Origin of the sequence: Allobosea sp. AAP35 (assembly GCF_001295925.1) — a bacterium.
Taxonomy (GTDB): Bacteria; Pseudomonadota; Alphaproteobacteria; order Rhizobiales; family Beijerinckiaceae; genus Allobosea.
In genome coordinates, this window is the sequence record NZ_LJHQ01000029.1 from 24,122 (window position 1) to 32,246 (window position 8,125).

The 8,125-nt window shown below is 68.1% G+C and carries 7 protein-coding genes; all 7 read right to left on the reverse strand.

What is annotated here, in order from left to right:
- Positions 1 to 66: 66 nt before the first annotated feature.
- A complete protein-coding gene (gene murJ / locus IP69_RS11405) occupies positions 67 to 1,638 on the reverse strand; it encodes a murein biosynthesis integral membrane protein MurJ (RefSeq protein WP_054142945.1) in 1,572 nt (523 codons plus the stop codon).
- A gap of 25 nt (positions 1,639 to 1,663) precedes the next feature.
- Positions 1,664 to 2,974, reverse strand: coding sequence for an ATP-dependent protease ATPase subunit HslU (gene hslU, locus IP69_RS11410; protein WP_054142946.1), 1,311 nt, complete (start codon positions 2,972 to 2,974; stop codon positions 1,664 to 1,666).
- 67 nt (positions 2,975 to 3,041) lie between these two features.
- Positions 3,042 to 4,130 (reverse strand): hypothetical protein, encoded by a 1,089-nt coding sequence (locus IP69_RS11415; RefSeq protein WP_054142947.1) that lies wholly within the window; start codon positions 4,128 to 4,130, stop codon positions 3,042 to 3,044.
- Positions 4,127 to 4,696 carry an ATP-dependent protease subunit HslV gene (gene hslV / locus IP69_RS11420; protein WP_082359237.1) on the reverse strand — a complete coding sequence of 190 codons (570 nt, stop codon included), beginning with the start codon at positions 4,694 to 4,696 and terminating at the stop codon, positions 4,127 to 4,129. Before hslV ends, IP69_RS11415 begins: the two co-directional genes overlap by 4 nt.
- Before the next feature lie 253 nt (positions 4,697 to 4,949).
- A complete protein-coding gene (gene hemA / locus IP69_RS11425; RefSeq protein WP_054142949.1) occupies positions 4,950 to 6,161 on the reverse strand; it encodes a 5-aminolevulinate synthase in 1,212 nt (403 codons plus the stop codon).
- A gap of 86 nt (positions 6,162 to 6,247) precedes the next feature.
- Positions 6,248 to 7,507, reverse strand: coding sequence for an allantoate amidohydrolase (locus tag IP69_RS11430; RefSeq protein WP_054142950.1), 1,260 nt, complete (start codon positions 7,505 to 7,507; stop codon positions 6,248 to 6,250).
- Positions 7,508 to 7,516: 9 nt separating this feature from the next.
- A partial coding sequence (locus IP69_RS11435; RefSeq protein ID WP_054142951.1) for an SDR family oxidoreductase occupies positions 7,517 to 8,125 on the reverse strand: 609 nt, incomplete at its 5' end.

Consider the following 8,125-nt stretch of genomic DNA (forward strand, 5'->3'; position numbering starts at 1 on the left):
CGCGTTCTGGCCGAAGCCTGCACCGGGCGCAAGGGGCGCTGACGAAGCAGCGCCGCGGGGCGCGGTTCAGGACGTCTTCCCGAGCCGCCCGAGTTCGCGCAGCCGAAAAGCCCCCAAGATGCGCCCCGCAAGCGCGTAGAGCGCACCTCCCAGGCCGCACAGCAGAATCAGCGCCCCGATCCGCCAGGATAGCGCGGCCTCGACCGACAGGCTGGCAAGAAGCCGGGGCATCACGGTTTCGATCCCCGCGAGCATGACGAGATTGGCCGCGAAGATGGCGAGGAGCGGCCGCAGCATCCGACGCTGCGGCCACCAGAGCCGGTCCCGCAGCAGGAAGGCCCCCAGCACGCCGGCCTGCGTCACGAAGGCGAGGCTGGCTGCCGCTGCCGCATTGGTCGCGGGCATGGCCATCGTCGCAGACTGGCCGGCGAGAATCGCGACCACAAGCGCCGAAAGGCCGGCATAAAGCGGCAGGCGCGGCGTCTGCCGGGCGAAATAGACCTGCGCGAAGACCTTCGCGATGACGGCGAAGGGCAGGCCAAAGGCAAAGGCGCGCATCGCATCGGCGGTGCGGATGCGGTCGATTTCGCCGAAGCGCCCGCGTTCGAACAGGACGGAGATGATGGGGTCGGCGAGCCAGGCCAGGGCCGTCGCGGCCGGGACCGCCAAAGCGAGCCCCAGCAGCAGCGCCCGGTCGATCGTCTGCCGCCGTCCTGCCGCGTCGCCTGCGCTTTCCTGCGCGGCGATGGCCGGCAGCAGCACCACCCCCATCGCCACCGCCACGAAGCCGAGCGGCAGTTGGAACACGCGGTCGGCATAATAAAGCCAGGACACGGCGCCAGGCTGCGCGGAGGCGATCTGCGTCGCCACCAGCAGCACGAGCTGCGACGTCGAAGCCGCCAGCAGCGCCGGTCCGCCGAGCTTCACCAGCCGCGTCATGCCCGGCGACCATTGCAGCCGCGGCCGCGCCAGCCCGGTTTCCCCTCGCGCCAGTGCGATAGCGACCATCAGGAGATGCAGGGCCCCACCCAGACTGACCGCTGCAGCGATCAGCGCCGCGCCCTGCTGCGAGGGCATCTCAGTGACGAGCGCCACCGCCAGCGCCGCGATCAGCACCAGATTGAGCAGGGAGGGGGCCAGCGCGGCGACCAAAAAACGCCCCTCCGAGTTCAAGACCGCCGCCAACAGCGAAGCCATCGTGGTGAAGGCGAGAAAAGGCAGCGCGATGCGGGTGTAGCTCGCCGCCATGGCGAGCGTCGCTGGCGCGTCGTGAAACCCGCCCGCGATGGCGAGCACCAGCCAGGGCGCCAGCAGCAGTCCAAGCGCGGTGACGACGCCGAGCGCGAGCGCGAGCCAGGCGAAGGCCTGCCCGGCGAAGCGCCTGGCCGCCTCGACGCCCCCTTCGGTTCGCAGATCGAGATAGACCGGCACGAATGGCGCGTTCAGCCCGCCCTCGCCGAGCACGCGGCGCATCAGATTGGGCAGCCGGAAGGCGACGAGAAAGGCGTCCGCGACCGGCCCGGCCCCGAGCATCCGCGCGATCAGCATGTCGCGCGCAAAGCCGAGCAGGCGCGACAGCACGGTCGCCAGCCCGACGACGAGCGAGTTGCGGGCGAGCTTTGCTGGTTCGGCCGGCATTGCCGCCCTTCCCCTTAGCTGTCGATTACAAAATAAACCGGCTCAGATCGGCGTTCTTCGCGAGATCGCCGATGCGCGACTGCACATAATCGCCGTCGATCGTCACCGTCTCGCCCGAGCGGTCGGGCGCCGTGAAGGATATGTCGTCGAGGATGCGCTCGATCACGGTCTGCAGCCGGCGCGCGCCGATGTTCTCGACGGTGGAGTTCACATCCACCGCGATGCGCGCGATGGCGTCGATCGCGTCCGGCGTGAAATCGACCGTGACCTCTTCCGTCGCCATCAGGGCCACCGTCTGCTTGATCAGGCTGGCCTCGGTCTCGGTCAGGATTCGCCGGAAATCGTCGACATCGAGCGGCGACAGCTCGACGCGGATCGGCAGGCGGCCCTGCAGTTCGGGCAGGAGGTCGGACGGGCGCGAGACATGGAAGGCGCCCGACGCGATGAACAGGATATGGTCGCTCTTCACCGCACCATGCTTGGTGGCGACCGTCGTGCCTTCGATCAGCGGCAGCAGGTCGCGCTGCACGCCCTCGCGCGAGACATCGCCGCCGCCCTTGCCCTCGCGGGCGCAGATCTTGTCGATTTCGTCGAGGAAGACGATGCCGTTGTTCTCGACCTCGCGAATCGCGGCCTGCACGATCGCCTCCTGGTCGATCAGCTTGTCGCTTTCCTCCGTCAGCAGCGGGCCATAGGCGTCTTTGACCAGCACGCGCCGAGGCTTGCCCTTCTGGCCGAAGGCCTTGCCGAACATGTCGGACAGATTGATCGCGCCGATCGAGGCGCCCGGCATGCCGGGAACCTCGAACATCGGTGCCGACGCGCCCGAGCCCGAGACGATCTCGACCTCGATCTCCTTGTCGTCGAGCTCGTTGGCGCGCAGCTTCCGGCGGAACGAATCGCGGGTGGCGAGGCTGGCATTGACGCCGACCAGCGCGTCGAGCACGCGCTCCTCGGCCGCGACATGCGCCTTGGCCTGGACATCCTTGCGGCGGCTCTCGCGCACCAGCGCAATCGCGATCTCGACGAGGTCGCGCACGATCGATTCGACGTCGCGGCCGACATAGCCGACCTCGGTGAACTTGGTTGCCTCGACCTTGAGGAAGGGCGCATTCGCCAGCTTGGCGAGGCGGCGCGCGATCTCGGTCTTGCCGCAGCCGGTCGGCCCGATCATCAGGATGTTCTTCGGAGAAACCTCCTCGCGCAGCGGCCCTTCGAGCTGCTGCCGGCGCCAGCGGTTGCGCAGCGCGATGGCAACCGCGCGCTTGGCGTCGTTCTGGCCGACGATGAAACGGTCGAGTTCGGAGACGATCTCGCGGGGGGAAAACGATGTCATGATGTCCGCTTGTCCTGAAGCGTAGAGGATGCGGGGCCTGCAGGCCCGCCAGCGTGATGGTTTCGCCTCACGCGGGCGTCGCGTCGACCGGCGGCAGCCTGTCGCGCCAGCGTCCGAGCGGCAGCGCCGGCAGCAGCAGACGCCGCAGGCTGCGCCAGCCCGCCGAGAGCGCCAGCACCAGCGCGGCCAGCCCCAGCAGCGCCAGAGGCAGGCTGAGATCGCCCGAGACGCTCTGCGAGATCAGATAGGCCACGGCGATGCCGGCATAGCTCAGCGCCGAGACGAGAAGCGCGCGGCGGTCGATGACGAGCGCGATCACGCCGAGCACGGCGAAGACGCCGAGCACGATCAGCGAGGTCGTGGTGGTGAAGCTGCCCGCGGTGCTCACCATGCCCCGGAAGATCGGATGCACGATCAGCCCGGCCGCCAGCAGATGCAGCCAGAAGGCGGCGTCCGAACGGCGCGTCAGCCGGCGCGGATCGCGCATGTCGAGCCGCAGCGCGAGCGCGAAGACCGACAGGCCGCAGAGCGCCAGGATCAGGTTGAGATAATCCTGCGCCAGAGCCGGCGCGAGCGCCGAGACGCCGGCCAGAACCAGGCCGATCCCGCCACAGGCCACCAGCGCCATGTCGACGGGCACGCGAAAGCGCCAGTGATGCAGCAGCGCCGCGCCGGAGAACGCCGCCGCGGCGAGCACCCAGCCGCCATAGAGGATAGAGGGCAGCCCGCGATCGGCGGTGAGTTGCGCCACCAGAAGCGCGGCCGAGGCGCAAAACATCGCCGCCAGCAGGATGGAGGGCAGGGCCAGCCGCATCCGCCTGGCAAAGATCTCGCTCAGCCCCCAGGCGGAAACGAGGGCGATCGCCGCAAACGCATCGCCAAAACCCACGACGCGCGAAAGCCCAAGCAGCGCGCCGGCCAGAAGCCCGACGCCGATCGCCACGAAGACGTCGTTGAAACCGCCGATCAGCCGGAAGCGCTCGTCATCGGGGTCAATGGCGCGGCCGGCATCGGCGGTAATGCTCGCACCGAGGCCCGGCGGGGTCGCGGCCTGCGCGGCCAGCCGCAGCCGTGCCAGATGCGCGATCCGGACGGCTTGCGCCTGGTCGATGATGCCTTCCGCGACCGCAGCCTGCAGGTCCTGCTCGATGATCATGGCGTTTCCAATGTCTCGATCACGAGGGAATGGTTGGTGTAGACGCAGATGTCGCCGGCGATTTTCATCGCCTTGCGCACGATCGTCTCGGCGTCGGGCTCGATGTCGATCAGCGCGCGCGCCGCCGAGAGCGCATAGTTGCCGCCCGAGCCGATTGCCATCACCGAACCATGCTCGCTGGTTTCGGGCTCGAGAACGTCGCCGGTGCCCGAAATCAGGAGCGAAACCTCCTTGTCGGCGACGAGCAGCATCGCTTCCAGCCGGCGCAGATAGCGGTCGGTTCGCCAATCCTTGGCGAGCTCGACGCAGGCGCGCAGCAATTGCGTCGGATATTGCTCCAGCTTGGTCTCCAGCCGCTCGAACAGCGTGAAGGCGTCTGCGGTGGCGCCCGCGAAGCCCGCGATCACCGCGCCTTTGGCCAGGCGGCGCACCTTGCGGGCATTGCCCTTCATGATGGTCTGGCCGAGCGAGACCTGCCCGTCGCCGCCGATCACGACCCGCCCGCTCTTGCGCACCATCAGGATGGTGGTCGCGTGCATCAGGGGGGCGTTGCTAGTCTCTGGCATTGCGATTCGGCCCGGCCTTGTGGGTGAACAGGAGCCGCCAACATGTTCAGGCTGAAGCCCGGTATCAAGAGCATGGCGCGATAAGGGCCAACTCGCCATTCCCTCAGTCCTCATCCTGAGGAGCCGCGAAGCGGCGTCTCGAAGGATGATCCAGGATGCTCCGGCACCATCTGGAGCATCCTTCGAGACGCGCTCGTGCCGAGCGCTCCTCAGGATGAGGGCTGAGATGGAGGTCTGCCGCCGCTGCAGTAATTCACGCCGCCCGTTGCAAACCGATCCGTCCCCAGATCGCGCTCAGCCCCTCGACCAGATGGGCGATGTCGGCGTCGGAATGCAGCGGCGAGGGGGTGATCCGCAGCCGCTCGGTACCGCGCGGCACGGTCGGATAGTTGATCGGCTGGACATAGATGTCGAAGCGCTCCAGCAGCTCGTCGCTGATCGCCTTGCACAAGGCCGGGTCGCCGACCATCACCGGCACGATATGGCTGGGATTGTGCAGATGCGGAATTCCCGCCAGATCCAGCCGCCGCCGCAGCCTGGTGACCCGGTCCTGATGGCCCGCGCGCTCGCTGGTGCTGGACTTGAGATGGCGGATCGCGGCGAGCGCGCCGGCCGCCACCGGCGGCGGCAGCGAGCTGGAGAAGATGAAGCCCGAGGCGAAGCTGCGGACATAGTCGCACAGCGCCGCGGAGCCCGCGATATAGCCGCCCATCACGCCGAAAGCCTTGGCCAGCGTGCCCTCGATCACGGTCAGGCGCGAAGACAGACCGTCGCGCTCGCTGATGCCGCCGCCGCGCGGGCCGTAGAGGCCCACCGCATGGACCTCGTCGAGATAGGTCATCGCGCCAAATTCGTCGGCGATGTCGCAGAAGGTCTCGATCGGCGCGATGTCGCCATCCATCGAATAGACGGACTCGAACGCGATCAGCTTGGGCCGGGCGGGGTCGAGCGCGGCGAGCTTGCGGCGCAGATCCTCGGGGTCGTTATGAGCGAAGATGTGCCGCTCGGCCCGCGAATGGCGGATGCCCTCGATCATCGAGGCATGGTTGAGCGCATCCGTCAGCACGACGCAGCCGGGAATCCGCGACGCCAGCGTGCCGAGCGAAGCCCAGTTCGACATGTAGCCGGAGTTGAACAGCAGCGCGGCTTCCTTGCCGTGCAGATCGGCGAGCTCCTGCTCCAGCAGCACATGGTAGTGGTTTGTGCCGCCGATATTGCGGGTGCCGCCGGCGCCGGCGCCGCATGAATCGAGCGCCTCATGCATCGCCGCGAGCACGGATGGGTGCTGCCCCATGCCGAGATAGTCGTTCGAGCACCAGACGGTGATCTCGCGGGGGCCGCTCTCGCCATGATAGGTGGCGCGTGGAAACTCGCCGACCTTGCGCTCCAGATCGGCGAAGACGCGATAGCGCCCCTCGCGGCGCAAACCGTCCAGTTCCGTGCGGAAGAATGTCTCGTGGTCCATCGCCAAACTCCTGCGGCGCCCGCTATCTAGGCCCGTAGCCGGGTCAGGGAAATGGCACGCGGTGTCGCGCCCGACCTTGATTGGGATCAGTTTTCGCGACGGGCGAGTTCGAGGACGGCTTCGAGCATGACCCGGATGGCGATGCCGGCATCGGCCTCGGTCATGGTCTCCAGCGGCGAATGGCTGATGCCCTTTTCATTGCGCACGAACAGCATGGCTGCCGGGCACAGCGCCGCCATCGCCATCGCGTCATGGGCGGCGCCCGAAGGCAGCCGCCGCGCCGTGCCATTGCCGCCGGCCCGGGCGACGCCCTCTGCGAGCGCGTCCTGTAGACCGGCATCCATCGGCACCGCCGGCGCATTCGTATAGACCGCGATGTCGAGGAAGACGCCGCGCCGCGCCGCGATCTCGCCGAAACGGCTGCGGATCGCGGCTTCCATGCGGGTGAGCGTCTCGTTCGAGGGGCTGCGGAAATCGACGGTGAAGGTCACGCTGCCGGGCACGACATTGGCCGCGCCGGGTTCGACCGTGAACACACCGACCGTGCCCACCGCCTGCTCCTCTGCGGCCGCGATCGCCTCCAGCGCCAGCGCCATCTCGGCGCTCGCCGTCAGCGCGTCCTTGCGCAGGCTCATCGGCACGGTCCCGGCATGCCCCGCCTCGCCGGTCACGCGGACGCGGGCCCGGCGCTGGGCGTTGATCGCGGTAACGATGCCGACGGGCTCGTTCTCGACCTCCAGCACCGGCCCCTGCTCGATATGCAGTTCGAGATAGGCTTTCACCGAGCCGGGCTTGCGCACCAGCTTCGGGATGCCCGACGGATCGCCGCCGAAGGCGACCAGCGCTTCAGTCAGCCGCATGCCGTCTGCGTCCCGCGAATCGAGCCAGGCCGGATCGTAGTGCCCGGCGAGCGCGGCGGAGGTCGAGAGATGGGTCGGAAACCGGACATTCTCCTCGTCGCCGAAGGCGATAACCTCTAGCGCGAAGGGCAAAACGATCCCGGCATCACGCAGCGCCTGCGCCACCAAAATCCCGGCGACGACGCCAAGATTGCCGTCGAAGCGCCCGCCATCTTTCACCGTGTCGATGTGGGAGCCGATCATCACGCAAGGCCCACCGGAGACCGGCCCCTCGCGCCGTCCCTGCACCGAGCCTGCGGCATCGATGAAGGCGCTCAGCCCCGCGACCTCCATTGCCCCCTTGGTCCATTCCGCCGCCTGTCTGTGCGACGGCGACAGATAAAGACGCGTCAGCTTGCCCGGTTCGTCGGTGAAGCGGTTAAGGCCCTGCAGCGCGGCGAAGGCGCGCGCGCCCAGCACCGCGGCGGAGGGAAGGGACTGCGTCATTGCCGAGTCCTAATAGGTCGCCCGGCCGCCCGACAGGTCGAACACGCCGCCGGTGGTGAAGCTGTTCTCGGCCGAGGCGAGGAAGGCGACCATGGACGCGACCTCGTCTGGCAACAGGAAACGCCCGCGCGGGATCTTTGCGAGCATGTAACCGATATGCTCCTCGCTCATCTGGTCGAAAATGCGGGTGCGCGCGGCGGCGGGCGTGATGCAGTTGACGGCGATGTCCTGCGTCGCCAGTTCCTTGCCGAGCGATTTGGTCAGCGCGATCACCGCAGCTTTCGACGCCGAATAGGCCGAGGCGTTGGGATTGCCCTCCTTGCCGGCGATCGAGGCGACCAGCACGAGGCGCCCGTAATTGCGCTTGATCATGCCGGGGATCACCGCCTGGCAGCAATGCAACGTGCCGTCGACGTTGAGGCGCATCACCCGCGCCCATTCCTCGAGCGGGTATTCCCAGGTCTTGAGATTGGCGCCGGCGATGCCGGCACTGGTGACGAGGATGTCGACGCTGCCCTGCCGGGCTTCCAGCGCATCGGCTGCGGCCGTCACGGCCTTCGCGTCGGTGACGTCGATGCCGAGTCCGGTCGCGGTCCCGCCGATCTCGGCGGCCGCTTT

Excerpts from the sequence above, each read along its gene's own strand:
- murJ (WP_054142945.1), bottom strand. The coding sequence starts at position 1,638 with ATGCCGGCCGAACCAGCAAAGCTCGCCCGCAACTCGCTCGTCGTCGGG.
- hslU (WP_054142946.1), bottom strand. The coding sequence starts at position 2,974 with ATGACATCGTTTTCCCCCCGCGAGATCGTCTCCGAACTCGACCGTTTC.
- IP69_RS11430 (WP_054142950.1), bottom strand. The coding sequence starts at position 7,507 with ATGACGCAGTCCCTTCCCTCCGCCGCGGTGCTGGGCGCGCGCGCCTTC.
- hemA (WP_054142949.1), bottom strand. The coding sequence starts at position 6,161 with ATGGACCACGAGACATTCTTCCGCACGGAACTGGACGGTTTGCGCCGC.
- IP69_RS11415 (WP_054142947.1), bottom strand. The coding sequence starts at position 4,130 with ATGATCATCGAGCAGGACCTGCAGGCTGCGGTCGCGGAAGGCATCATC.
- hslV (WP_082359237.1), bottom strand. The coding sequence starts at position 4,696 with ATGCCAGAGACTAGCAACGCCCCCCTGATGCACGCGACCACCATCCTG.